21 protein-coding genes, 2 tRNA genes and 1 riboswitch are annotated in these 22,959 nt (G+C 60.7%); of the genes, 1 reads left to right on the forward strand and 22 read right to left on the reverse strand.

Annotated elements, in window-relative coordinates; translation table 11 throughout:
• Positions 1 to 180: 180 nt before the first annotated feature.
• From lysS to asnB, 13 genes are all read right to left on the reverse strand, one after another.
• Positions 181 to 2,145: a lysine--tRNA ligase gene (lysS, locus tag I4W07_RS04725; RefSeq protein WP_196025787.1), complete on the reverse strand. Its 1,965-nt coding sequence runs from the start codon at positions 2,143 to 2,145 to the stop codon at positions 181 to 183.
• A 79-nt stretch (positions 2,146 to 2,224) separates the two neighbouring features.
• A complete protein-coding gene (greA, locus tag I4W07_RS04730) occupies positions 2,225 to 2,695 on the reverse strand; it encodes a transcription elongation factor GreA (RefSeq protein ID WP_006234960.1) in 471 nt (156 codons plus the stop codon).
• A gap of 106 nt (positions 2,696 to 2,801) precedes the next feature.
• Positions 2,802 to 3,077 (reverse strand): twin-arginine translocase TatA/TatE family subunit, encoded by a 276-nt coding sequence (gene tatA / locus I4W07_RS04735; protein ID WP_022094895.1) that lies wholly within the window; start codon positions 3,075 to 3,077, stop codon positions 2,802 to 2,804.
• Positions 3,078 to 3,189: 112 nt separating this feature from the next.
• Positions 3,190 to 3,266: transfer RNA gene (locus I4W07_RS04740), tRNA-Pro, on the reverse strand.
• A gap of 49 nt (positions 3,267 to 3,315) precedes the next feature.
• The gene (gene ispE, locus I4W07_RS04745; RefSeq protein WP_271739756.1) at positions 3,316 to 4,212 is read right to left on the reverse strand and encodes a 4-(cytidine 5'-diphospho)-2-C-methyl-D-erythritol kinase; all 897 of its coding nucleotides are present in this window, start codon (positions 4,210 to 4,212) and stop codon (positions 3,316 to 3,318) included.
• Positions 4,213 to 4,214: 2 nt separating this feature from the next.
• Complete coding sequence (locus I4W07_RS04750; protein ID WP_006234957.1) at positions 4,215 to 4,511, reverse strand: Veg family protein; 297 nt, start codon at positions 4,509 to 4,511, stop codon at positions 4,215 to 4,217.
• A gap of 130 nt (positions 4,512 to 4,641) precedes the next feature.
• A complete protein-coding gene (gene dtd, locus I4W07_RS04755; RefSeq protein WP_117848025.1) occupies positions 4,642 to 5,088 on the reverse strand; it encodes a D-aminoacyl-tRNA deacylase in 447 nt (148 codons plus the stop codon).
• A 3-nt stretch (positions 5,089 to 5,091) separates the two neighbouring features.
• Positions 5,092 to 5,733 (reverse strand): RdgB/HAM1 family non-canonical purine NTP pyrophosphatase, encoded by a 642-nt coding sequence (gene rdgB / locus I4W07_RS04760; protein ID WP_022094898.1) that lies wholly within the window; start codon positions 5,731 to 5,733, stop codon positions 5,092 to 5,094.
• Between the two features lie 140 nt (positions 5,734 to 5,873).
• Positions 5,874 to 6,599, reverse strand: coding sequence for a ribonuclease PH (rph, locus tag I4W07_RS04765; protein ID WP_118260142.1), 726 nt, complete (start codon positions 6,597 to 6,599; stop codon positions 5,874 to 5,876).
• Between the two features lie 54 nt (positions 6,600 to 6,653).
• A complete protein-coding gene (gene murI, locus I4W07_RS04770) occupies positions 6,654 to 7,538 on the reverse strand; it encodes a glutamate racemase (protein ID WP_035137557.1) in 885 nt (294 codons plus the stop codon).
• Positions 7,539 to 7,589: 51 nt separating this feature from the next.
• On the reverse strand, positions 7,590 to 8,501 hold the full coding sequence (locus I4W07_RS04775) for an HAD family hydrolase (RefSeq protein WP_055309432.1): 912 nt from the start codon (positions 8,499 to 8,501) through the stop codon (positions 7,590 to 7,592).
• 107 nt (positions 8,502 to 8,608) lie between these two features.
• Positions 8,609 to 10,171 carry a Mur ligase family protein gene (locus I4W07_RS04780; RefSeq protein WP_196025788.1) on the reverse strand — a complete coding sequence of 521 codons (1,563 nt, stop codon included), beginning with the start codon at positions 10,169 to 10,171 and terminating at the stop codon, positions 8,609 to 8,611.
• Positions 10,172 to 10,283: 112 nt separating this feature from the next.
• Positions 10,284 to 12,164: an asparagine synthase (glutamine-hydrolyzing) gene (asnB, locus tag I4W07_RS04785; RefSeq protein ID WP_117563808.1), complete on the reverse strand. Its 1,881-nt coding sequence runs from the start codon at positions 12,162 to 12,164 to the stop codon at positions 10,284 to 10,286.
• 187 nt (positions 12,165 to 12,351) lie between these two features.
• Between asnB and I4W07_RS04790 the strand changes: the two genes are divergently transcribed.
• Positions 12,352 to 12,427 (forward strand) — tRNA-Val (locus tag I4W07_RS04790).
• A 612-nt stretch (positions 12,428 to 13,039) separates the two neighbouring features.
• Here I4W07_RS04790 and I4W07_RS04795 read toward each other — a convergent pair.
• From I4W07_RS04795 to I4W07_RS04835, 9 genes are all read right to left on the reverse strand, one after another.
• Entirely contained in the window at positions 13,040 to 14,323 is a 1,284-nt protein-coding gene (locus I4W07_RS04795) for an aspartate aminotransferase family protein (RefSeq protein WP_196025789.1), read from the reverse strand.
• A gap of 69 nt (positions 14,324 to 14,392) precedes the next feature.
• Positions 14,393 to 15,373: an acetylglutamate kinase gene (gene argB, locus I4W07_RS04800; protein ID WP_055252306.1), complete on the reverse strand. Its 981-nt coding sequence runs from the start codon at positions 15,371 to 15,373 to the stop codon at positions 14,393 to 14,395.
• 81 nt (positions 15,374 to 15,454) lie between these two features.
• Positions 15,455 to 16,723 (reverse strand): bifunctional glutamate N-acetyltransferase/amino-acid acetyltransferase ArgJ, encoded by a 1,269-nt coding sequence (argJ, locus tag I4W07_RS04805; protein ID WP_196025790.1) that lies wholly within the window; start codon positions 16,721 to 16,723, stop codon positions 15,455 to 15,457.
• Positions 16,724 to 16,859: 136 nt separating this feature from the next.
• On the reverse strand, positions 16,860 to 17,930 hold the full coding sequence (gene argC / locus I4W07_RS04810; RefSeq protein WP_196025791.1) for an N-acetyl-gamma-glutamyl-phosphate reductase: 1,071 nt from the start codon (positions 17,928 to 17,930) through the stop codon (positions 16,860 to 16,862).
• A gap of 257 nt (positions 17,931 to 18,187) precedes the next feature.
• Positions 18,188 to 18,598 (reverse strand): pyridoxamine 5'-phosphate oxidase family protein, encoded by a 411-nt coding sequence (locus I4W07_RS04815; protein WP_196025792.1) that lies wholly within the window; start codon positions 18,596 to 18,598, stop codon positions 18,188 to 18,190.
• Between the two features lie 54 nt (positions 18,599 to 18,652).
• A complete protein-coding gene (locus I4W07_RS04820; RefSeq protein ID WP_195239396.1) occupies positions 18,653 to 19,099 on the reverse strand; it encodes a pyridoxamine 5'-phosphate oxidase family protein in 447 nt (148 codons plus the stop codon).
• Positions 19,100 to 19,129: 30 nt separating this feature from the next.
• Positions 19,130 to 19,930 carry an energy-coupling factor transporter transmembrane component T family protein gene (locus tag I4W07_RS04825; protein WP_195239397.1) on the reverse strand — a complete coding sequence of 267 codons (801 nt, stop codon included), beginning with the start codon at positions 19,928 to 19,930 and terminating at the stop codon, positions 19,130 to 19,132.
• On the reverse strand, positions 19,930 to 21,834 hold the full coding sequence (locus I4W07_RS04830) for an energy-coupling factor transporter ATPase (protein ID WP_196025793.1): 1,905 nt from the start codon (positions 21,832 to 21,834) through the stop codon (positions 19,930 to 19,932). Before I4W07_RS04830 ends, I4W07_RS04825 begins: the two co-directional genes overlap by 1 nt.
• The gene (locus I4W07_RS04835; RefSeq protein ID WP_055252299.1) at positions 21,831 to 22,421 is read right to left on the reverse strand and encodes an ECF transporter S component; all 591 of its coding nucleotides are present in this window, start codon (positions 22,419 to 22,421) and stop codon (positions 21,831 to 21,833) included. Before I4W07_RS04835 ends, I4W07_RS04830 begins: the two co-directional genes overlap by 4 nt.
• Before the next feature lie 5 nt (positions 22,422 to 22,426).
• Positions 22,427 to 22,617: riboswitch (FMN riboswitch) on the reverse strand.
• Positions 22,618 to 22,959 lie beyond the last annotated feature (342 nt).

Below are 22,959 nucleotides of genomic sequence, written 5' to 3' on the forward strand. Positions count from 1 at the left end.
ACCAAGTCAACGCCGCAGATAGAGGACGGACAGCGAGCGACGTCCAGAGCGAACAAGTTGGCATGAAAAAGGCAGGGCATAGACCTTCTGGTCATGCCTTGCCTTTTGAATGACAAATTGTCGCTCTGGGCGGCGCGCAGCGTCGAGCCGTTACGCGGGTTGGTAAACCCGCGTAACCCCCTAGTACATCTTTGCGCCGGCGGGGATGGAAGCGTCGAGCTGGATCAGATTGAGGCGCTCCTCGCCCTCCTCCTCGTGGATGGCACTGATGAGCATGCCGCAGCTGGGAATGCCCATCATCTTGCGCGGAGGCAGATTGGTGATGGCGAGCAGGGTCTTACCGACCAGGTCCTCGGGCTCATAATAACCGTGAATGCCGGAGAGGATGGTGCGGTCGGTACCGGTACCGTCGTCGAGCGTAAAGTTCAGCAGCTTCTTGGACTTCTTGACGGCCTCGCATGCCTTGACCTTCACAGCGCGGAAATCGCTCTTGGAGAAGGTATCAAAGTCGACGAACTCCTCAAACAGCGGCTCAACGGCGATCTTGGAGTAATCGAGCGTGGGCTTAAGCGACTTAACGAACGGGCTCGCGGCGTTGCCGGCCTCGGCAGCCTTGGCGGCAGCGGCACCGGACTGGAAACCCTTCTCGGGCTTCATGTGCGGGAACAGCAGCACGTCGCGGATGGAAGCCTGGTTGGTGAGCAGCATGACCACGCGGTCAATGCCGATGCCGATGCCGCCCGCAGGAGGCATACCGTACTCGAGGGCGCGCACGTAGTCCTCGTCGTACTCCATGGCCTCGTCGTCGCCGCCAGCCTTCTCGGCCATCTGAGCGGCAAAGCGCTCGGCCTGGTCGACCGGGTCGTTGAGCTCGGAGAACGCGTTGGCGTACTCGTGACCGGCGATGACCAGCTCAAAGCGGTGCGTCAGGCGCGGGTCGTCCTCAAAACGCTTGGCAAGCGGGCTGACCTCGATGGGGTAATCGCACACGAACGTCGGGTTGACGATGGTGTCCTCGCCCAGCTCATCGTAAATCTCGGCGATGATCTTGCCAGCAGTCCACTCGGGCTTGATCTCCAGGCCCTTCTCGCGCGCGGCGGCAGCAAGCTCCTCGACCGGCGTGTCGATGGTGACCTGCTTGCCGAGCACGTCGGAGACGATGTCGGTCATGGGACGGCTGGCCCACTCACCAGAAAGGTCGATGGTCTGGCCCTGGTACTCGATGACCTCGGGGTTGCCGATGGCCTTGTTGGCAGCCTTGATGACACCTTGGGCGAGTGCCTTCATGCCCTCGAGGTCGGAGAAGGCACGGTAGGCCTCCATCGTGGTGAACTCGGGGTTGTGGGTAAGGTCCATGCCCTCGTTACGGAAGATGCGGCCGATCTCGAACACGCGCTCAAAACCACCGACGATGCAGCGCTTGAGGTGCAGCTCGGTGGCAATACGCAGGTAGCACTCCTGATCGAGCGCGTTGAAGTGGGTAATGAACGGCTTGGCAGTAGCGCCGCCTTGGATGGTCTGCAGGATGGGGGTCTCGACCTCCATGTAGCCGTCGGACTCCATAAAGCGACGGAAGGTGGAGAGAATCTGCGAACGCTTACGGAAGGTCTCGCGAACGTCGTCGTTGGCGATCAGGTCGACATAGCGCTGGCGATAGCGGGTCTCCTTGTCGGAAAGACCGTGGAACTTCTCGGGCAGCGGACGAACGGCCTTGGCAAGCAGGGTCGCGCTCTTAGGGGCAACGGAAAGCTGGCCACGCTGGGTGCGCACGACCACGCCGGTCACGCCCAGGATGTCGCCCAGGTCGAGGGCCTTGAGCGTACTCCAGGCAGCCTCGTCCATGTCGTTGATGCGGCAGAACAGCTGAATCTCGGCAGTCGCATCGCGCACGACGATGAACATGATCTTGCCCTGACCGCGCTTGGCGACCACGCGGCCGGCGATCTTCACGACGTCCTCGGTGTCCTCGCCATCGGCAAGCTCGGCGTACTTAGCCTCGATATCGGCGACGTAGTCCTCAAGCTCAGAGTGCTCGGGATAGGGGTTCTGGCCCGCCTCGAACAGGGCGGCGCGCTTGGCCAGGCGGGTGGCGCGCTCGTCGTTGAGCGTCGATGCCTGATCTGCGGCGTTCTGGTTCTCTGCCATAAGTTAGCTCCTCAAACTAAAACGCTCCCCAGGATTCGGTCCCAGGGAGCGAAAACATACCTTTACGCGGGACCGTGGTCTAGCGTGCGATCTTGGCGATGGTGTAGACGCGAGTCTTGCCGGAAGGCGTAACGACCTCGACGGAGTCGCCCTCGCCGTGACCGATGATGGCATGGCCGACCGGAGACTCGTTGGAAATCTTGTGCTCGAGCGAGTTGGTCTCGGTGGTACCAACGAGCGTGACTTCCATGACCTCGCCGTTGGGATCAATCAGCGAAACGGTGGAACCGATGGAGACGGTCAGGTCGCCCGTGGTGGCAGCAACCTGAGCGTTGGCGAGGATGGCCTGGATCTCGGCGATACGAGCGGCGTTCTGGGCCTGCTTGTCCTTAGCGGCGTCGTACTCGGAGTTCTCCGAAAGGTCGCCGAACGCGCGGGCTTCCTTGATGTCCTCGACGATCTCCTTGGCGTAATCGCCCTCACGCCAAGCAAGCTCCTCGACGAGCTTCTGGCGGCCCTCAGCGGTCAGTACGATCTGGCTTGCGTCCATACGGATATCTCCCCAACTCTGATCAAACGATCAACTGTCAACAAAACGAAAAAGACCGGCTAGCCTGCGGGCAAGCCGGTCAGGTGCTCACCCCAAAGGGATGGGACTACTCTGCGTCCGCGTCGCTGTCCTCTGCCTGCTTCTTCTTGGCAGCAGCGAGCTTGGCCTCGAGCTCAGCGATCTCTTTGTCCTCCTCGGACTGCTCGACCACGACCTCCTCGGCCTGCTTGGTCTCGGCCTTATCGTCGCCCTCCATACCCTCACGGATATTCTTGACGGTAGAGCCAAGGGACTTGCCGAGCTTCGGCAGGTTCTTGGGCCCGAAGATAATCAGGACAACGACGAGAATAATGATGAGCTCAGGAGCCCTCAGTCCAAACATGTAGACCTCCACAATACAGCGAGACAAGCTCGAATGAGTATACCGCGGGTATCGCGGTATCACAACACTAGCTAAAAAAAGGGACCGCAAGAAGCGGTCCCTCCTCATGCTCTGGTCGGGTTGACTGGATTTGAACCAGCGACCCCTGCGTCCCGAACGCAGTGCTCTACCAAACTGAGCCACAACCCGTTAGCTCGACTATAGTAACAAAGATTTTCGCCGCGTGCTAGAGAAATTTTTATTTCTTTGAAGCGTCGATTTGAACCGTGTTGGGAATAAGCTCAGTCGCGCAGGCCCACCAGCCATTTTGCTGGGCAGCATCGGCAAGCCTTTCGGCCGTGGCAGCGGTGTCGCAAATGGCAAACGAGCAGGCACCCGATCCGCACACATCTACAGCAACGGTTCCGTCCTGTTTACGCAGCCAGTCGAGGACCGTTTGAATCTGCGACTCCATCTGTGCGGAAATGACACCAAGGTTGTTATGGATGAGTGCATATGCCGTCTCGGCATCACCAGCACGCAAGGCAGAAGCTATCGCGCCGGGCTTGTCCGCAGGCACCCAGGCCTCGTCAAAACGTCGATAGGCTTCAATTGTCGAAACACTTGCCTCGCGCGGCTTGACCAGCACGACGGGCGTCGCGGGCAGCGCGGGGTACTCAGTTGCCAGCACGTCTCCCCCACCTACGTAGAACGCAGGACTCGCGTGCAAAAAGAACGGGACGTCAGCACCAATGCCCCGCGCAATATCGTCGAGCGCTGGGTCGGTGCGATCAATGCCCCAGAGCTCCGCCAAGGCGACAATGACCGCGGCCGCATCCGTCGAGGGACCGCCCAAGCCGGCGCACAATGGAATGCGCTTCTCAATCGTCACGCAGATGTTTGCCTCGCGACCATAATGATCGACCATAGCAACCGCAGCCCGATACGCCGTATTCTTTTGCATGGGAAAATCTGATGCCGGAACCGTCTGGACGGTCAGCGCCTGCGCCGGCGTGACCGTCACGGTATCGGAAAGACCGACGGCTGCCATCAGGGAATCGACCCTGTGGTAGCCGCGGTCATCGCGCTCGGTATGAACCCCCAGGTAGAGGTTAATCTTTGCCGGCGCGGAAAGAGTCAGGGACCGATCGGTCACCGTTAATGCTCCTCGAGTTGATTGCCGAGCGGGGTAAAGATGTGCTCGCCGCTCTCGGGGTCGAACAGCTCGACCTGACCGGTGAGCACATCGATATACTGGTAGGACTGACGCGACTTGCGGCCACGACGCTCGTCAACCTCAACAATGAAGACGGCCGGGTGGACGCTCTTGATGGTGCCCATGCGCTCGACGACGCGGGTACGGCCCATGTTGGCCTTAACCTTGACGCGATCGCCCACCATATCGGTCAGCTTCTCGTGGATGTCGTCGACGTGATTGACTTCCATCTCTTCCATGAACAGGGCCTCCAGAAGGTGCAATTCAAAAAGGGGATAATACCCCTAAGATAGACAAAACTCTAATACTATAGCACCCTGTTATGGCCATACGCAAGTAGCTAAATAAGCCCCGTCCCAAATTGACTACTTACAGACTATCGGTATCCAGGACGATGGTAAATGGACCGTCGTTGACCAAGTCGACTTTCATATCGGCGCCGAAGATGCCATGTGCTACGTGCTCGACGTCCTCGCGAACAAGCGTCAGGAAGTACTCGTAGAGCTCGTTGGCGACATCGGGGGCGCCGGCATCCGTAAACGATGGGCGGCGACCGTGGCGGCAGTCGGCGAACAGCGTGAACTGCGACACCACGAGCACCTCGCCGTCGACATCGGCAAGCGCCAAGTTGGTCTTGCCGTTCTCGTCCTCGTTGATACGCAGCCCGCGGAGCTTGCCCCACAGCTTGTCGGCCTCGGCACGTGTGTCGCCGTGACCCACGCCCAGCAGCACCAGGTAGCCGCGCCCAATGCGACCCACGCATTCGCCATCGACCGTCACGCCGGCGTTGAGCACGCGCTGCACCACCGCACGCATGGCCTACTCCTCGCCCGTCAGCTTGGCGGACAGATGCTCGAGCGCGTGGAAACGATGGCTGATGGCGTTCTTCTCGTCAGCCGTCAGCTCGGCCATGGTCTTGCCCGGCGTGTCGACCGGCAGGAACAGCGGGTCGTAGCCAAAGCCGTGATCGCCGCGGCCCTCGTGTGCGATAACGCCCTCGCAGGCGCCCTCACCATAGGTGACCAAACCGTCCGTGTCGATGAGCGCGACGACGCTCATAAAGCGCGCAGTGCGGTCCTCGTCGGCCACGCCCTCCAGATTTACGAGCAGCTTGGCGTTGTTGGCGGCATCGTCTCCGTGCACGCCCGCATAGCGCGCGCTATACACACCGGGCTCACCGTCCAGCGCGTCGACGACCAAGCCCGAATCGTCGGCAATGGCCATAAGGCCCGTCTCCTCAACCGCGGCTTGGGCCTTGATGATGGCGTTCTCCAAAAACGTCGTGCCGTTTTCCTCGGGATCCTCAAAATCACCCAGCTGGCCGAGCGCCACAAAGCGCACCTCGGGCATGACCTTGCCCAAAATGGCCTCGATCTCGGTGAGCTTATGGGCGTTGCCCGTTGCCACGACGATGGTCGCCGCCGGGTCGAGGGTGTCGATGTCAATCTTCTCAAGTGCCATGACTGGCCTCCTTGTCTCTATAGCAAGCCGCGTGAGGGGCGTTTGGGCACTTGACCCCTCCCCTCTCAGGCGATCGGACCTTTCAACGCAGCATTTCAGCAGATAAAACCTACCAAAATAAACCTGTCCCTTTTGGCAGGTTAGGCGATGGCTTGGCGCTGAAGCTCGATGAGCTCGGCGATACCCTTGTCGCCCAGGTCGAGCAGGGCGTTGAGGCGCTTGCGGTCGAAGGGCGCCTGCTCGCCGGTACCCTGGAGCTCGATCATCTCACCGGTGTCGGTGGCGACGAGGTTCATATCGACCTCGGCATGGCTGTCCTCGGAATAATCGAGGTCAAGCAGCGTATTGCCGTCGACAACGCCCATGGAGATGGCAGCCACCTGGCCGGTAAGCGGGATGCGCTCGATCTTGCCCGCCTCGACCCACATGGCGAGGGCGTCGTGCAGCGCCACCCAGGCGCCGGTGATGCTCGCTGTACGCGTGCCGCCATCGGCCTGAATCACATCGCAGTCGACGGTGACGGTGTACTCGCCGAGCGCCTTCATGTTGACGACGGTACGCAGGCTGCGGCCAATGAGGCGCTCGATCTCCATGGAGCGACCCTTGCGGTTGGCGTGCTCACGCTTGCAGCGCTTGCCGGTCGACGCCGGCAGCATGGCGTATTCCGCGGTCACCCAGCCGGCCTTAGCTCCCTTTCGCCAGCCCGGCACGCCCTCCTCGATAGTGGCGGCGCACAGCACGCGCGTGTCACCGAACTCGGCCAAACACGAGCCGTGGGCGTGCTTCATGACGCCACGGGTGAGCTTAACGGGGCGCAACTCGTTGGCGGCGCGGCCGTTGGCACGGTTGACCTGCATGTACTCCATAGAAATATCCTTTCGGCAAAAGATGTGGCGAAGGCTTTGGCGGCTGCCTTACATCTATTTCAGCTCATCGATATCGATATGTTCGATGCTCTTGAGCGGCTGACCAAAGATAAAGCTGCCCGCCACCGCAAACTCGGCAATGTTATCGGCCGTCGTGGCAAAACGATGCTGCGGCTCGGCGGCGTCGCCCGCCAGCTGCTCGCGGCGCGTGAGGATATCGGTCAGCTCGCGCGTGGTCTCCTCGGCGGAACTCACGACGCGCACCCCAGGCCCCAGCGCATGCCGGATAGGTCCCACCAACAGCGGAAAATGCGTACAGCCGAGTACCACGGTATCGATACCGTGGTCGCGCAGCGGCTCAACCGTGGCACCCACCAGCGCACGCACGGCAGGCGTATCGAAGATGTCCTCGTTCTCGAGCCACTGCTCTTGCAGATGCGCACCCGAGGCGAGCTCGTGTTCGACAACCTCGACAAAGCTCGAGGCAGGACAGCCGTATACATCGACGCCGGCATCTAGATCTTGAATGGCGCGCGTGTAGGCGCCCGAGCGAATGGTGAGGTTGGTGGCGAGCACGCCCACGCGACGCGTACGCGTGCTGTTGATTGCCGCACGGGCACCCGGCGCAATCACGCCGATCACGGGAACGTCGAGCACCTGCTGGGCCAGACGCAAGGCCGCAGCGGTCGCCGTGTTGCAGGCGATGACCATAATCTTGACGTCGTGCTTCGAAAGCCAACGACCCGCCTGCAACGCAAACGAGCGCACCTCATCCTCGGTGCGCGTGCCGTAGGGACAGCGCTTGGTGTCGCCAAAGTAGTAGACGGACTCGTGCGGCAGCGCCGTCGCAATCGCGCGCGCAACCGTCAGACCGCCCAAACCAGAATCGAACACGCCAATCGGGCGCGTGTCGCCTGCCGGATTCTCGATATCGGACATTACCTCACCAGTCTCTCTCGAAAAGACATGTCCAAGTGCGGCGGTGCCGCGCTACGAACGCGCCGCGACCAGCAGCTCTGCCGTCGCCGCCCAACCGTCGACAATTTTGCCGCGCGTAACGAAAGCGTTCTCGCAAGCAGCCAGGAACTCGGGCGCGCCGGCGCTCGTCAGGCCATTCTCGACCAGGCAGAACGTGCCCACGTGATCGGCCATGTAGAAGTCGGACTCGGAGTCGCCGAGCGCCAACGTCTCCTCGCGCTCGATCCCCAGGTGCTCGCAGAAGCGCGCAATGGCGACGCCCTTGTTGAGACCCGCCGGATTGATGTTGAATGCGCGACCGTCCTCGACGCGATCGAGCTCGAGCGTCGTCGGCTTGGACAGGTGAGTCAGATGGCCGTTGCAAGCCCAGATCAGACCGCAGCCGGCCTCGTCCAGGATGGCCTGAACCTCATCGTCGGGCACATCGCCGCGCATGCCGACGGTGACCTCACGGTATTTGTAGCCGGTCGACATGTCGTTGTGATACTCGATCTTGTGCGGCCAGCGGGCGAGGATCTTCTCGCACACGCCGGTCTGCTCGATCACCTGGTGCGGCGTGAGGCCGCAAGAGGAGTCGTAGGGCATGTCGCCGGTCAGATACTCCCAATCGTTGGCTTTGAGGTCGTACATGACCAGGCCGCCCATCTCGCCGATGTAGGAGTTGAGACCGAGCACGCGCGCGTCCTCGTGGATCATGGTACGGTTGCGGCCCGAGGTGGGAACCACCTGAATACCAGCGCGAGCGAGCGCCACGACAGCCTCGACGAGTTTGGTCGAGGGGTTGCCGTCGTTGTCGCGCAGCACGCACGAGCCGGGCGCGAGCATCGTGGCATCCAGGTCGGTAAAGACGTACTTGACCTTGGCCAAGCGCTCGCGCATCTCGCCCGAAAGCTCGGCAACGGTCGGCAGGGTGTTGTGGGACATGGTTACTCCGTTTACGTAGAAGGGTTTGGACTTGGACGGCATGTTTTGATTGAGGGAACACGCTTATGGCGACAGCGCACTCAGGGCGCCGCCGCCATCATGGTTCATTAGTCAAACTGGGTAACATCGATCAGGCGATTGGCCAGCGAAAGGTCGCTCTCGATGGGCACGAACTCGTCGCCCACGTGCATGAGCTCCTCGTCACCCTTTGCCAGCAGCAAGACAATGGTGGGAGCATCGGGGTTGACGTACTCCTCGCGCGCCGCCTTGAACGCCGCATGCACAGCGGCTTCGCGATCGAGGATGATCTTGTTCGGCGTATCGTCGGGAACATGTTCGGCAAGCTCGCGACAGACCTTCATCGGGTCCTCGTGAGCTGGATCCTCGTTGGCAAAGATCATCAGGTCGGAATACGGTGCGGCCTCGCGCGGCAATTGCTCACGGCGCTCCTGCGCCTTGCCGCCAGCGGCACCAAACACCGCAACGACCGGGCTGGCGGGAAACGCGCGCTTGACCGACGAGAAAAGCGAACGGAACGAAAGCTGGTTGTGCGCGTAGTCGACGACGCAGATCACGCGACCGTCCTTCGACTCCACGACCTCCATACGGCCCGGCACACGCAGTTTGGAGAGGCCCTTCTTGATGGCATCGATACCGATGCCGATCTCGCGCGCAGCGGCGATAGCGACCAGCGCGTTTTCCACGTTAAAGTCTCCCGCGATACCCAGCAGGACCTTCTCCCCCGCCTCGGACTCGTCGGCACACAGGCCATGCAAGTTGAACTCGATGCTAAAGCCGACCATGCGTACGTCGCTCGCCCACAGGCTTGCCTCGGGATGCTCGACGCCAACGGTCACCAAGCGCTCGGCCGTCGACGCTGTCTCCAGCACACGATCGACCTCTTCGGTGCCCAAATTCACCACGGCGGTCTTTGCCTGGTCAAAAATCCTAAGTTTGCTCTCAAAATAATCCTCAAACGTGGGGTGTTCGATCGGCGAGATGTGGTCGCGGCCGATGTTGAGGAAGCACGCCACGTCAAACGGCAGATTCTCGACGCGTTGGTACTTGAGCGCCTGGCTCGAGACCTCCATGACCATGGACTGGCGACCGGACGTGCGGCAGTTGGCGATATGGCGCCAGATCTCGGGGGCCTCGGGCGTAGTATTGGTGCTCTCGTAGCACTCGATGCCATCGTCGGTACTCACCGAGCCGATCATGCCGCAGGACTCGCCCGCCGCTTTGATAATCGACTGGAGCATAAAAGCGGCCGTGGTCTTTCCCTTGGTGCCGGTGATGCCCACGATCTTGACGTCGTGGTCGGGACGGTCGTAGACCTCCGGCGGCAACAGGGCCATGGCCGTGCGAACGCTATCAACAACCAGCATCGCAGCACCGCTCTCCTTCGCCAGCGGCTCCAGAGACTCGACCAGCGACTCCTCACACACAAATGCGACGGCGCCCGCATCGAGCGCCATGCTCAAAAACGCGGGCTTAAAGGCAGCACCTTTGCAGAAGAATACGTCACCTGCCGAGACCGCGCGCGAATCAAACGAGCAGCCGGTCACGGCACGCTCGTCAACCTGCTCTGATGCGCGCAGCTCGCCGCACACATCGAGCAGTTTGGCAAGCGTATCGACCGTGGTCACGGTCGCGGAATCCGAATGGTGCATCTTTCACCTTTCTCAGCCATTTGGCAGGGACGGTTTTTATAGTAACTGAAACGCACCCACGCAAAAACGGCTCCCGGAGGAGCCGTTACGCGCAGGCGTTCGTAAGCCGAGGCTAGGCAGCCTGAACAGCGGGCTGGTCCTCGTCGATAAAGAAGCGCTTGTACCACACCAAGAACACGAGCGGCGTATAGATCTTGCGCTGGAAATCGCCCTTGCCTGCAAAGTGCAGATCGAGCAGGTGCATGAGCTCGTCGGTATCGAAGAACTCGCTTGCCCACGGCGCGGTGAAGTACTCCTTGACATAGTCGTACCACTTTTGCTCGCGTAGCCAGTAGACAATCGGCACCGGGAAGCCCACCTTGGGACGGGTGGCCCACTCATCGGGCAGCGACTTGTTGGCAGCGTGGCGGAGTACCTGTTTGTTGCCGTTCTCGTTGATGCGGTAGCGGTCGGGAATGTGCTCAGCGAACTCCATGACTTTGCGGTCCAGGAAGGGCACGCGCAGCTCCAGCGAGTGCGCCATGCACATCTTGTCGGCCTTGAGCAGAATGTCGCCCGGGAGCCACATGTTCATGTCCAAGTACTGCTTCTTGACCAGCTCGGGCTGACCCTTCACGCGCGCATAGATGGGAGCGGCAAGCTCGAAGGCGCCATCGCCGGTGTTGTACTCGGGCTTGAGCACGCCGTCGACCTCGCGCTCCGGCCATACCAGAGCCTGTCCCAGGAACGACTTCTCGGGGATCTCGGCACCCTTGACTAGGAAGTTATGTCCCTTGAAGTACGGCATATGCAGCGCCAGGTTACCGAGCGCGCGACGGATGGGCAGCGGCACCATCTTTTTGTACTTGCGCACCGGGACCGTGTCCTCGTAGTAGGCGTAGCCGCCAAAAAGCTCGTCGGCGCCTTCGCCCGAAAGCACGACGGTGACGTCCTTGCGGGCCATCTCGGCCAAGAACCACAGCGGCACGGAAGACAGGTTGGACTGCGGCTCGTCCATATGATACTGGATGTCCTCGAGCGCACCGAAGAACTCGTCGGCGGTAATCATCTTGCGAACGTTTTCGACGCCGAGCTTATCGGAAAGCTCCTTGGCGTAGTTGGTCTCGTTGAAGTTCTTGTAGTCAAAGCCCACCGAGAAGGTCTTGTCGGGCATGAGGCAAGCGGCGATGTAGCTGGAGTCGACGCCACCGGAGAGGAACGACGCGACCTTGACGTCGGCGATGCGATGGGCCTCGACGCTCTCGTGCACGACTTCGTCCAGCTCATCGACATACTCTTCGAACGGCTTCTCGACGGCAGAGTAATCGCAATCCCAGTAGCGCTCGATGTTCATCTTGCCGGTCGGGATATCGACGGTAAAGTAGTGCGCCGGCGGCAGCTTGTAGACACCCTCGAAGAAGGTCTCCTCGGTTGCCGAATACTGCAGCGTCATGTACGGACGCAGAGCCTTTTTGTTGACCGCCTTGTGGAAGTGCGGGTAGTCCAGGAAGCTCTTGATCTCGGAACCAAAGAGCACGCCCGGAGCGCCGTCGCCCGCATCGGCCATGGGATAGTAGTAGAGCGGCTTGATGCCAAAGATGTCGCGGGCGCCAAAAAGCTTGTTCTTCTTTTTGTCCCAGATGACGAAGGCGTACATACCGCGCAGGCGATCGAGGACGGCCTCGCCCCACTCCTCGTAGCCGTGCAGGAGGCTCTCGGTGTCGGCGCCGCAATGGAACTTGTAGCCCTTGGCTTCGAGCTCGGAACGGAGTTCTTGGAAGTTGTAGATCTCGCCGTTAAAGACGATAACGACGCTACCGTCCTCGTTAGCCATGGGTTGGGCGCCAGCCTCGGTCAGGTCGAGGATCGACAGGCGGCGGAAGCCGAGGGCAACGCGGCCGTCGATAAACTGACCGCCCATGTCGGGACCGCGATGGACGATGCGGTCCATCATCTTGGTGAGCACCTCGGATTGGTTATCCGTCCCACCGACAAAACCGACAAAACCGCACATATACTATCCCCTCTGCTGTTGCTGGGCATCAAATCGAATCAGTAGCTTTTGAGTATACCCGAGGGCGTAAAGAGGGGCGGAATGTTCAGGCAATCTCAACTGAATCAGCTCCGCTGCGACACGTGCCAGTTACCTTTAATGGATATGAGGTGAATGAGGCGATTGTTTTGCTATACTCTCTCCGCACGGGCGATTGGCGCAACGGTTAGCGCAGGTGCTTTACACGCACAAGGCTGGGGGTTCGAATCCCTCATCGCCCACCATTGAATTGGAAACGGTCCTCGAAAGGGGACCGTTTTTGTTTGGGCCCGGCGCATGGGATTCGAACCCGCCAGGGTGCGGAGCTGAGGAAACGCGAAGCGTTTTCCAGCGCAGCACGCGAGGAGCGGAGCGACGAAGCGGGGCGCGGGCGGCGCCAGCCGCACGCGGACATCCCTCATCGCCCACCACTGAATTGGAAACGGTCCTCGAAGGGGGACCGTTTTTGTTTGGGCCCAGTGCATGGGATTCGAGCTCTAAGGACCCCTTATTTCAAGGTCCGTGGTCAAAAAATGGCAAAAATGAGTACTGTTACTTTGCTTGCAACATATAAAAAGATAGCATTTGCTTAAGTTACGCAACATGTGTCCATTATAAGGACTAACAGTTGGATTAAAATCGTGTATTCATCGCCATTTCGTCTTGCTATCTAGCCTTATTAGTCCAAAATTGCTGCTACCAAATCGGTAACAGTACTCATATTTGATGTTTTTTGACCAGCAGGTCTCCCCCGCCTTAGCAAATCTAAGACAAAACGGGGTCCAGACCGCTGAATCGTGCCGCATATGGCACGTCCGCAGTCCGGGACCCGGTCCAAATTGAGTTATTGCGCCGTGTTAGGCCAAAACGTCCGACAAAATCTCGATCAGGTTGTCCACGTCGGCTTCCTCGCAGACGAGTGGCGGCAGGAAACGCAGCGTATGGGCACCCGTAGCGTTGATTACGGCACCGGCGGCCAGCGCGCGGGCAACAACATCATGCGCGTCGCCCGCGGCATCATCCAAATCACAGCCGAGCATCAAGCCGCGACCACGTACCTCGGTCACGTGCGGCAGCTTGGCGAGCTTTGCCTCCATATAGGCACCCACCTTGGCAGCATGGTCGGCATAATCGCCGCGCACAAGCGCGGAGAGCGTCGCGGCGCACGCCGCGACGGCCAAGCAGCTACCGCCAAAGGTCGAGCCGTGGTCGCCTGGCTTAAACACGTCGGCAATCTCCTTCTTTGCCACGACGGCACCCATGGGCACGCCATCGGCAATGCCCTTGGCAAGGCTCATGATGTCGGGCTCCACACCATAGGTTTGGAATGCAAACGGCTTGCCGGAGCGGAAGATGCCGCACTGGACCTCGTCGGCGATAAGCACGGCTCCCACTTCGTGTGCCAGGTCGCGCGCTGCCGCCATAAACTCCTCGGTCATGGGGTGCACACCACTCTCACCCTGGATCGGCTCGAGCATCACGGCACAAATCTCGCTCCCCAGCTGCTTAAAGATCGCACGCAGCTCGTCCACATCGTTGGGCGTGCAGGCCACAAAGCCACCCGGCAGCGGACGGAAGCTGTCCTGCAGCCAATCCTGCATGGTGGCGGCAATGGTCTCGAGCGTACGGCCGTGGAAGCCGCCGCGCATGCACACGATGGTGTTGCCGCCATTACCGGCACGCTTGGCGTACAGGCGCGCGAGCTTCATCGAGCCCTCGTTGGCCTCGGCGCCAGAGTTGGCAAAGAAGGTCTCCCAAACCTGCTCATCCGCAGCCGGGGCACCAAGAGCAGATGCCGTGGTCTCATCGCCGGCGGCAATGGCATCGGCAAGCACGCGCGCACCATCTACGTCGTCGTTAGCAAGCTTGGACAGCAGCGCCGCGACCTGTCCACGCTGCTCGATGTAGAAGTAATTGGAAACATGCATGAGCTTTTTGGTCTGTGCCTCGAGCGCCGAGAGCACAGCCAGGTTGCCATGACCTAGGCTGCACACGCCGATGCCGGCAAGAAAGTCGAGGTACTCACGGCCATCGTCGCCGGTGAGCTTCATGCCGTGACCCTCGACAAACTCGACCGGAGAGCGGCCAAAGGTATGCATAACGTAATGGGATTCAAGCGATTGCTGAGCTGCAAGTGACATGGGATGCCTTTCGTTGAGCGCCGGACGGCGCAGACCTATGGGTGCAGGAATGGGGCGGCTGCGGGTCAGCTAGACCGTCTGAAGCTTCTCGACCTCGTCAAGGTTTTCGGTCAGACGCGCAGCAAACGTCGAAAGCGGATGCGGATGCGTATCGAATTCGTAAGCCGTCTCGGTGGAATGGATCACGGTGCCGACGCCGGCATCGGTCAGCAGCTCCAGGAGCAGCGAATGCGGCGTAGTACCGTTAATGATGTGGGCACGAAATACGCCGCCGGTAAGCGCATCGACGGCCGCGCGCAGCTTGGGAATCATGCCCTTATCGACCTCGCCGCCGTAGAGCATTTCGTTAACCTCGTCGAGCGTTAGGTTGGAGATAAGCGAGTCCTTGTCGCTAAAGTCCTTGTACAGGCCATCGACATCGGTCAAAAAGATCGCCTTATGCGCGTGGAGCGCCGCGGCAACGGCACCGGCGGCGGTGTCGGCGTTGATGTTGAAGAAACCGCCGTCCTCCCCCGCCGCGACGGTAGCGATGACGGGGATGTACTCGCTATCGAGTAAGCGCTCGATATAGTCGGTGTTGACGTGCGTCACTTTGCCCACGCGACCGAGCTCGGGGTCGAGCGGCTCGGCGATGAGCGTGCCGGCATCGCTGCCCGACACGCCCACGGCCAGGTTGCCGTGGTGGTTGATGGCGGCAACCAGCTCCTGGTTGACCTTGCCGCCCAGCACCTCGCGCACGATATCCATAGTCGCCGGCGTGGTCACGCGCTGGCCGTTCTTAAACTCGACGGGAATATCGTAATGGCTCAGCGCCTCGTTGATAGCCTTGCCGCCGCCGTGCACGATGACGGGGCGCATACCGATGATCTTGAGCAAAACGATGTCGCTCATCACGTCGCGGCGCAGCTGCTCATCAACCATGGCGGCTCCGCCATATTTGATAACAACCGTCTTGCCGGTCAGGTTCTTAATCCACGGCAGCGCTTCAAACAGCAGCTGCGCGGTTGCTTCGTTGGATTCGCTCGAACGACAATCGCGTGCGAATTTCATAATCTGCCTCGTCTTTCGTATCGTTATCGCGCCGTGCTCCGCTGTCCGCAAACACAGTGGAACGCGCGGTGCGCCCGGAGTCTAGGAACGGTAGTCGCCGTTGATGGAGATGTATTCATGCGTGAGGTCGCAGGTCCACACGGTCGTTGCCGCGTCGCCTGCGCCCAGGTCGGCCGAGATCACGATCTCGGGCGCCTCGAAACGTCGCAGAGCCTCGTCCTCGTCAAAGGGAACAGTCAGACCGTCGCGACAGACAGGCATGCCCATCATGTCGATGGAAACGTCTTCCTGATTAAACTTCACGCCGCACTTGCCAAGCGCCATAGCAACACGGCCCCAGTTGCAGTCGTGGCCGGCGATGCAGGTCTTAACGAGCGGCGAGTTGGCAACGGCACGGGCGGCGATATCGGCCTCCTCGTCGTTCACGGCGCCGGTAACGTTGACCGTAACGAGCTTGGATGCGCCCTCGCCATCGGCGGCGATATTGCGCGCCAGGCTCTCGCACACCTCGTGCACGGCAAATGCCAACTCGTCGAAGGCATCGGAGCCCTCGACGATAGGCTCGGCATCTGCGGCAGCGGCGCCGGAGGCAAGCATGATGCAGGTGTCGTTGGTCGAGGTGTCGGAATCGACCGTTACCTTGTTAAAGGTCTGCTTGACGGTCGAGAGCAGCAGGGCATGAAGTGCCGCAGGCTCGACGGGGGCATCGGTGGTGATAACTGCGATCATGGTGGCCATGTTGGGCATGATCATGCCCGAGCCCTTGCACATTCCGCCTACCGTATAGACATTGCCCGCGTGCCCCGCGGCTTCGCTGCGGTAGCGAACGGCATACTCCTTGGAATGAGTATCGGTGGTCATGATGGCGCGGGCGGCATCGGCGCCACCGTGGGCGGAGAGCGCCTCGTAGGCGGCGGGAACGGCAGTCTCGAACGTGTCGATCGGAAGAATCTGACCAATCACACCCGTGGAGGCAACCAGAATCTGCTGGGGCTCGCAGCCGATGACCTGCGATGCGATGCTGCATGTCTCGCGCGCGCATGCAAGGCCGGTCTCACCCGTGGCGGCGTTGGCATTGCCAGAGTTGACCGAAACGCCGGCGATGATACCGTAGCCCTTGTCGGCACCGCCCAGGTTGGCACGGCTCACCTGCACGGGCGCCGCGCAAAAGCGATTGGTGGTAAACACGCCGGCGCCGGGACAGGGTTTATCGGGCACGACGAGCGCGTAATCCAGACGCTCGGGGTTCTTGCGGAACCCAGCGTGGATGCCTGCAGCCTTAAAACCAGCCGCAGCCGTAACGCCACCCTCGACGGCGCGAATCTTGATATCAATCAGGTCGGTATTCATCGTCCCCTACGACTCCTTATATCAGACAAAAAAGCGGGCATCGGCTGGCACGCCATACCGGTCGAAACTACTAGAGCAGCTTAAAAGTGGCGCCCAACTCGATACCCGACCACCAAATCGCTAACAATCGAATGTGCTACACCGGGCACGCCACTGTGGGCAAGCCTCGTCGCTCGTCAAAGCCAAAAACGATGTTGGCGCACTGGACCGCCTGTCCCGCAGCACCCTTGCACAGATTGTCGATAGCACCCGTCGCCACCAGCACGCCCGCGCGCTTGTTGAGCGCAAGACCGATCTGGGCAGCATTGGTGCCGACGACCGAAGCCGTCTTGGGCTGCTGGCCGGCATCGAGCACGCGCACAAAGGTGCGACCGGCGTAGAACTTCTTGTAATGGTCGACGACGTCCTCAAGGGCCAACGCGTCGAGAGCCTGCGGCGCGAGCGGCATCGTCACCGTGGAAAGCAGGCCGCGCTTGAGCGGTGCCAAGTGCGGAGTAAAGACGACGCGATCGGTCAGGTCCAGGATCTGCTCAATCTCGGGCGTATGGCGATGTTTGCCTACGCCATAGGCCTCCAGGTTCTCGTCCGCGCTACAAAAATGGGTGCGAGCGTTGCAGGACTTACCGGCGCCCGTCACGCCACTAATGGCATCGACGATTACGGGGCCGTTCTCTGCCACCCAGCCCGCACGCACGGCAGGAGCGGCAGCAAGGCTCGTTGCGGTGGGATAGCAACCGGCGCAGGCGACCAGCACGGGTTTGCCGTCGGCATGGTCGGATGCGGCGGTCTCCAAGTCCCGGCAGAATAGCTCGGGCAGGCCAAAGGCACGGGTCTTGAGCAGCTCGGGGCTCGTATGCTCGGCGGCATACCACGTCTCAAAGACGGACGCGTCGTTCAGGCGGTAGTCGGCCGAAAGATCAAAGCAGGAGACGCCCGATGCAAGCAGCGCGGGCACCTGTGCCATGGCAGCCGTGTGCGGCACGGCAAGAAAAACCGCATCGCAGCTCTTGAGCTCGGGGGCGTCATGCGTGGTGAAAACCAGATCGCTCACGCCAGCAAAGCTCGGATACACCGCGGACAGCGGCTGGCCGGCATCGGCGTTGGACGTAATGGCAACAAGTTCAAACTCGGGATGGCCGAGTACGAGGCGAATGAGCTCGGCTCCGGCATATCCAGCCGCGCCGACGATTCCAACCTTCAAAGACATATCAGACTCCTTGTCTGCGATTTATGCACCGATGCGCATTTCGCAGCGGTCGTTATGAAGTGGGTTGAAACTTTAGCACCAAAAGATGCATTTATACGTAAATAGCTTGCATGTTCATGCATTGAAACATTCCCGACACATTCACTTGAAGGAATTGACAAATAGAGCGGGCCCCGTATTGACCGGCACTCCTTACGGCGCCGGGCAACACGGGACCCGCCCATGCGAAAACTAAGTTGTTAGGATGAGCCAGCTGGCTAGAGCTCGACCGGCACCCATTCGTCGTGATTGCAGATAAAAGCCTCGGGATCCTCAACGCTAAAGAAGACGAGCGCGGGGTCGTTAGGCCCCTCATAGTGCTCGCTCAAGCGCTCAAGATGTTTCCATCCGGCCTCGCGCATTTCGCTCGAAGCCCGGTCTTCCAGCCCTGCACGCCCGCGCAGGATCAACCAACCATGGCCCGGCCACCAACTCGTGGCCTCAAAGCGCTGGTTTTGCAGCAGCTCCTGCCACACATCTTTGGTGCGCGCTGTCACAAACCACAGCTTGCCGTCCTGAATCTGCACAAACGAGAACGGACGCACATGCGGCTGCCCGCCCACGCTCGTCGCCAGATACCACGCCGGCACCGACGTCAGATACTCCAACACCGTATTCAATCCGTCCATGTGTCCTCCTGACGCCTGACCAGTCTTTTTGGAATGGGTAGCCAATTTGGGAAATTAGAGCTCGAGGCGCTCTTCGCTGCCGTCGATATCGCAGAACCGTGCGGCGATGTTGCGGACCGAGAAGAATGCAAGGCGGCCATCGTTGGCGCTATCGTGTTGCTCGCCAATGCCCACCATGTGCTTAAAGCCCGCTTGGCGCACCTTGTCGCTCACGAATGCATCGTCCTCGAGCGCGGCCTCGCCAGTTAACACGATCCAGCACTCCCCCGGCTTCCAGCCCGATACCTCAAACTTGGGATTCGCGCTCAACTCCGCCCACACGTCCTTGTCGCGCGACGTGCAAAACCACAGCTTGCCATCATCGACCATGGCAAAGGAAAACGGCCTCACGCGGGGCTGATGCCCGTCGCTCGCATCGGTCGTGGCAAGATACCACGCCGGAATGCGCCTGAGATACGAGCAGGCGCGCTCGAGCTGAGCCGTGCGATCGATGTCGGTCATAGAGACCTCTTTCTTGCGCTCGAATCGAGCTTAGACGAGTTGAAGATTGATAACGACAACGCATGTCACCAGCAGCGCCATCGCCAGCGCTGCCAGTGCATCCCCGCGGCCAAACGCAAGCGCATGCAGACGCGTGCGTCCCTGCTCGCCGTGATAACAGCGCGCATCCATGGCGGCCGAAAGCGTCTCGGCATGACGGAACACGCCGGTGAACAGCGGAATCGCCACACTGCCGAGCATGCGCACACCGCCGAGCGGACCGCCCGTCACGCGCGCGCCGCGACTTGCCTGTGCATCGGCCGTCTGCTTCATCTCGGTGGCAAATTGCGGCATAAAGCGCAGCGCGATGCCCATGATCATACCGAGCTCGTGTGCCGGAAGCCCCAGACGCGCAAGCGGTGCGAGCAAACGCTCAAAGCCCGCAGTGAGATCGAGCGTGGGCGTGGTGAGTGTAATGGCGCTCATGCCGGCCATCATCAGGGTCAGACGGCATGTCATAAACGTCGCAGAACGCAGCGAGCCCTCGCTCACCTGCAAAAAGCCAAGCCGCCACAGGATGCGGCCACTCTGGTCGGAAAACAGGTTGAGCACCGCGACCACCACGACAATCGCCAGCAATGGTGCCATCGATGATAGGACCCGGCGCAACGGCACCCGGGCCATGACATAGACCAGCACGACAAATATTGCGACCGGAACCAGCCCGCAAAAGCTTCCGACGGTGAGCACGGTGATCAGAAATGCGAAACCTAGAAGCAACTTAGTGCGCGGATCCAGGCGATGCACCGCGCTATCCCCGGGATAGTAGCTGCCAAATGAGAACGCCTCCATTAGCAGCCCTCCTCTCGCGTGGGCGCCTTGGAACCAGCCTGACACGGAACCCTCAAAGGCACGTCCGCGCAGCCCAGCAGCAAGCCGGCCAACTCGTCGGCTAGCGCCTCAACCGTATAAAGATTGTCGCAGCGGAGCGGCACACCGGCTTTCGCGAGCGCCAGCGCCATGCGCTGGGCGGCGGGAACGCCCAGGCCGATCGACTTGAGCTCGTCCGCGTGCGCAAAAACCTGCGCGGGCGTTCCCTCGGCAAACACGGCGCCCTCGTTCATCACAACGATACGGTCACAGCAATTTGCCAGGTCATCCATGCTATGCGAAACCATGACAACAGTCAGGCCCTCGCGATGGAGCCGATCGATGAGCCCCAGGAAATCCCCGCGCGCAGCCGGATCGAGCCCCGCCATGGGCTCGTCGAGCACCAGCACCTCGGGCTCCATGGCGAGCACGCCGGCAAACGCCACGCGGCGCTGCTGGCCGCCCGAAAGCTCAAAGGGGCTCTTGTCGCCCATCGCAGCAAGGTCGAGGCCCACGCGCGCAAGCGATGATGCGACACGGCGTGCAACCTCGTCTTCTGGCAGGCCAAGGTTGCGCGGGCCAAACGCCACGTCCCGCGCCACGGTCTCGGCAAATAGCTGGCGCTCGGGATACTGAAACACCACGCCGACCTTGGCCTTAACCGCGGCGGCGTCTTTCTTGCTTGATAGGTCGAGCCCCAGCGCGCAAACGCTTCCCTCCTGCGGACGAATCAACCCGTTGAGATGCTGAACCAGCGTCGATTTACCCGAGCCGGTATGACCCGCCAATCCCAGAAACTCGCCGCGGCGCACCGTCAGCGAAACATCACGTAGCGCCCAGGGGCTGTTTGGATCGTTGCCCCAAAGAGCCTGTTTGCTCGATGCGTCCGCAGTGGTCGAGCGCTTGCGCCATCGACGGCGCTCGCGGGCGCTCAGCGAGTAACTATGCGAGAGGTGCGAAATCTCGATAACGGGCTCCGACGCGGCTATCCCGTCGGCCGCAGAGGATCCATTGTCAAGCACATGAGAATCGGATGCGGAAGGCTGCCCTGCGATGTCCGTCCCGCTCCGCTCGGCATAAGCCTGTGCAATCTCGGCAACCATATCTGCCTCGCGCACCTGCGCGCAAACGGAAACGCCCTTCTCACGAAGTGCCCTACCTAGGCAGCACGACTCCGGCATGTCCAGGTTGAGCTGCGCAAGTTCGTCCGCTCGCGTCAAGATTTCCTCGGGCGTACCGAGCATGGCAACGCGCCCCGCCCGAAACACCGCGACACGATCGGCCTCGGCGGCCTCCTCCATAAAGTGCGTAATCATCACGATGGTCATGCCGCGATCGTGCAACGCGCGGCAAGCCTTCATGAGGCCCTTGCGCCCACGCGGATCAAGCATCGAGGAAGCCTCATCCAATATGAGCACGCGCGGCTCCATGGCGAGCACGCCGGCAAGCGCCACGCGTTGCTTTTGGCCACCCGAAAGCGCATGGGTCTCGTGGCGCTCAAAGCCCACCAGGCCCACGCCCTTCAGTGCCTCGCGTACGCGCTGCGCAATTTGCGCCGATGGCACGCCAAGGTTTTCGGGACCAAACGCAACGTCATCTTCGACAAGCGTTGCCACCAGCTGATCATCGGGATTCTGGAACACCATGCCCGCGGTCGAACGAATGTCGTAGACCAGCTCGGGGTCGGACGCATCCATGCCGTTGATGCGTACCGTGCCCGCATCGGGCTGCAACAGTGCATTCAGATGCTTGGCAAACGTCGACTTGCCCGACCCATTGCCACCGAGAATGCAGAAAAACTCCCCGTCCTCGATGTTCAGATCGATACCGTCGAGTGCCGACACGGCACCGTCATAGCTAAAGGAAACGCCCCGACACTCAATCATGCGCGACCTTTGACCTGGTCCTTTTTAGGCGTGATGAGATTAGAGACCGCCTTGTACACCGCCAGCGTCAACACCGAGTTGAGCACGGTCTTGATGAGGTTAAACGGCAGCACGGCAGGAATCATGAGCGGGGCGATCACATCGACCGAGCCATACCAGAACCATACGCCAATGGTAAGGTTTGCGACCATAGACAATGCCGTAGCGGCAATAACGCCGAGCACCAGGCCAATCACGGCACCCTTATAGGTATGCATCTTCTGATAGACGATAGCCGCGGGCAGAATGTAGCCCAGCGTGGCAACCAGGTTCATAAGCGCGCCGACCCAGTCACCCGTAGTGAGCGCATGGATGACAATCGCCATGGCGGCGACGGCAGTGCCGGCACCAGGGCCGTACGCAAACCCGCACACCATCGCCGGTACCAGCGACGGATCATAGGTCAAAAACGGCGCCGAAGGAAGGATGGGCAACTGCACGTACATAAACAGGGCACCCAAGGCGCACATCAGCGCCATGGTAACGAGCTGTTTGGTGCTCCACCTATTCGTGTTCTCAAAATGGATATGCTGCGACTGTTCAGACATAAGATCACCTGCCTCTTTCATCCGGACTCTAACCGTTGGTACTGGAATCTCACCAGTTCAGCCGGCATGCGAACCAACACACGCACGGGTCGCGGACTCATCGGCTCGACGCAGGTCCTCGCCTGCGCCACGGCACCCCTTTGGCACCGCCCAATTTACCGCCAGTGGGGAATTCCACCCCGCCCTGAAACAGCAACTGCAAGTGTAGCACGAGAGGGTATTCGTGCAAGTATGCTGAGGCTAATTTATGGCGGGGGGAACGCTCCAGAAATGCGAGCGGGACAAGTTAACGCGATAACCACGTTCTCCGTCCACGCCAAAGTAACGCGCCTTTCGCGGCAAAGCCGCGAAACAGCGACCGGGACACGTATCCCCATCAGCCACGATCTCCGCCCACGCCGACCTCAAGGCCGTAAACGCAGGGGATCCGGGGGCGTGACGGGGTTTCTCTCCGGAACATTCCGCACTGATATCTTCTGAATTGAAGACGTCGATGGTGCACCCGTATACCATTGACGTCGACACCATCAGATGCGGA

This window comes from Collinsella aerofaciens, from assembly GCF_015670745.1.
Classification (GTDB): domain Bacteria; phylum Actinomycetota; class Coriobacteriia; order Coriobacteriales; family Coriobacteriaceae; genus Collinsella; species Collinsella aerofaciens_T.

Excerpts from the sequence above, each read along its gene's own strand:
- lysS (WP_196025787.1), bottom strand. The coding sequence starts at position 2,145 with ATGGCAGAGAACCAGAACGCCGCAGATCAGGCATCGACGCTCAACGAC.
- greA (WP_006234960.1), bottom strand. The coding sequence starts at position 2,695 with ATGGACGCAAGCCAGATCGTACTGACCGCTGAGGGCCGCCAGAAGCTC.
- tatA (WP_022094895.1), bottom strand. The coding sequence starts at position 3,077 with ATGTTTGGACTGAGGGCTCCTGAGCTCATCATTATTCTCGTCGTTGTC.
- I4W07_RS04750 (WP_006234957.1), bottom strand. The coding sequence starts at position 4,511 with ATGGAAGAGATGGAAGTCAATCACGTCGACGACATCCACGAGAAGCTG.
- dtd (WP_117848025.1), bottom strand. The coding sequence starts at position 5,088 with ATGCGTGCGGTGGTGCAGCGCGTGCTCAACGCCGGCGTGACGGTCGAT.
- rdgB (WP_022094898.1), bottom strand. The coding sequence starts at position 5,733 with ATGGCACTTGAGAAGATTGACATCGACACCCTCGACCCGGCGGCGACC.
- rph (WP_118260142.1), bottom strand. The coding sequence starts at position 6,599 with ATGGAGTACATGCAGGTCAACCGTGCCAACGGCCGCGCCGCCAACGAG.
- murI (WP_035137557.1), bottom strand. The coding sequence starts at position 7,538 with ATGTCCGATATCGAGAATCCGGCAGGCGACACGCGCCCGATTGGCGTG.
- I4W07_RS04775 (WP_055309432.1), bottom strand. The coding sequence starts at position 8,501 with ATGTCCCACAACACCCTGCCGACCGTTGCCGAGCTTTCGGGCGAGATG.
- I4W07_RS04780 (WP_196025788.1), bottom strand. The coding sequence starts at position 10,171 with ATGCACCATTCGGATTCCGCGACCGTGACCACGGTCGATACGCTTGCC.
- asnB (WP_117563808.1), bottom strand. The coding sequence starts at position 12,164 with ATGTGCGGTTTTGTCGGTTTTGTCGGTGGGACGGATAACCAATCCGAG.
- I4W07_RS04795 (WP_196025789.1), bottom strand. The coding sequence starts at position 14,323 with ATGTCACTTGCAGCTCAGCAATCGCTTGAATCCCATTACGTTATGCAT.
- argB (WP_055252306.1), bottom strand. The coding sequence starts at position 15,373 with ATGAAATTCGCACGCGATTGTCGTTCGAGCGAATCCAACGAAGCAACC.
- argJ (WP_196025790.1), bottom strand. The coding sequence starts at position 16,723 with ATGAATACCGACCTGATTGATATCAAGATTCGCGCCGTCGAGGGTGGC.
- argC (WP_196025791.1), bottom strand. The coding sequence starts at position 17,930 with ATGTCTTTGAAGGTTGGAATCGTCGGCGCGGCTGGATATGCCGGAGCC.
- I4W07_RS04815 (WP_196025792.1), bottom strand. The coding sequence starts at position 18,598 with ATGGACGGATTGAATACGGTGTTGGAGTATCTGACGTCGGTGCCGGCG.
- I4W07_RS04820 (WP_195239396.1), bottom strand. The coding sequence starts at position 19,099 with ATGACCGACATCGATCGCACGGCTCAGCTCGAGCGCGCCTGCTCGTAT.
- I4W07_RS04825 (WP_195239397.1), bottom strand. The coding sequence starts at position 19,930 with ATGGAGGCGTTCTCATTTGGCAGCTACTATCCCGGGGATAGCGCGGTG.
- I4W07_RS04830 (WP_196025793.1), bottom strand. The coding sequence starts at position 21,834 with ATGATTGAGTGTCGGGGCGTTTCCTTTAGCTATGACGGTGCCGTGTCG.
- I4W07_RS04835 (WP_055252299.1), bottom strand. The coding sequence starts at position 22,421 with ATGTCTGAACAGTCGCAGCATATCCATTTTGAGAACACGAATAGGTGG.